The sequence below is a fragment of the Streptomyces sp. NPDC001222 genome, assembly GCF_042896945.1.
Lineage (GTDB): Bacteria > Actinomycetota > Actinomycetes > Streptomycetales > Streptomycetaceae > Streptomyces > Streptomyces gibsoniae.
Window position 1 is genome coordinate 1 of the sequence record NZ_JBIAXT010000093.1, and the last position, 1407, is coordinate 1407.

Below are 1407 nucleotides of genomic sequence, written 5' to 3' on the forward strand. Positions count from 1 at the left end.
TGGAGTGTGGTGCGGGCATGTTGTCGGAGTCCGCTGTGGTGGGGCCGGATGCCGGGATCACGGGCGGGAATCTGATCTCGGTGTATTACACGTCGGGGTCGACCGGTGTGCCGAAGGGTGTGGCGTCGACGCATGCGGGGTGGGCGAACCGGATGCAGTGGATGCTGGCGCGGTATCCGTTGGGTCGGGGTGAGCGGGTTCTGCACAAGACGGTGCTGAGTTTCGACGACTCGGCGGTGGAGATCTTCTGGCCGTTGATCGCGGGTGCGACGGTGGTGATGTTGCCGGCGGGTCTGCATCGTGATCCGCGGGCGATCGCGGAGTGGGCCGAGGCTCATGGTGTGGTCGGGTTGCATTTCGTGCCGAGCATGCTCGGGTTGTTCTGTGACGAGATCACCGAGGAGCGGCGCGGGGGGCTGGCGGGTCTGCGGTATGTGATCTCCAGTGGTGAGGCGCTCCGTCCGGATCTGGTGGGGAAGTTCTACGACCGTCTCGGGGTCACGGGTGCCAGGCTGTTCAACCAGTGGGGTGCCACGGAGGTCTCCATCGACTCCACCAGCCATGAGTGTGCGGCGGAGGACCGGTGGGTGGCCGATGTCCCGCTGGGTGAGGCGATTGCGAACAACCAGGTGCTGGTGCTCGACGAGCATCTCAACCCGGTTCCGGTCGGTGTCCCGGGTGATCTGTATCTGGGCGGGGCGGGGCTGGCGCGGGGTTACCTGGGTGATGCCCGAAAGACCGCGGGAGCGTTTGTGCCGCACCCGTTCGTGGCGGGGGAGCGGTTGTATCGCACCGGGGACCGTGGGGTGTGGCGGGCCAACGGGACGCTGACGTTCCTGGGGCGTGCGGACAGTCAGGTGAAGATCCGGGGTGTTCGGATCGAGCCGGCGGAGATCGAGCACACGGTGCGTCGTTTTCCGGGGATCCGGGATGCGGTGGTGGTCAAGTGGGAGCCCGTGCCTGGGGATCAGCGCCTGGCGGCCTACGTGACGGTTGAGGCGGCGGCCGGTGCGGAGCTGGTGTCGGGGCTGAACGCGTATCTGGCGGATCAGTTGCCGATCTACATGATTCCGTCCAGTGTCACGGTGCTGGACCGGATCCCGGTGAACGCCAATGGCAAGACCGACTACCGGGCGTTGCCGGAGCCGGAGTTCGTGGCCGGTCAGGAGGGCACGCAGCCGTCCAGTGAGGCGGAGCTGCTGGTCGCGGGTGTGTGGTCGCAGGTGCTGGGCCGGCAGGACCTGGACGTGGGCGCCAACTTCTTCGCCCTGGGCGGTCATTCCCTGCTGGCGACCCGGATCGTCTCCCGGCTGCGCAGCGCGCTGTCCGCCGAGATCCCCCTCGCCGTGATCTTCGACAACCCCACCATCCAGACCATGGCCATCGCCATCGAGAACATCCTGCTCG

General features: G+C 67.0%; 1 protein-coding gene. It reads left to right on the forward strand.

Annotation, left to right across the window (positions count from 1 at the left end; translation table 11 throughout):
• Positions 1–17 precede the first annotated feature (17 nt).
• A partial coding sequence (locus ACFY2Z_RS41670) for a non-ribosomal peptide synthetase (RefSeq protein WP_390749200.1) occupies positions 18–1407 on the forward strand: 1390 nt, incomplete at its 3' end.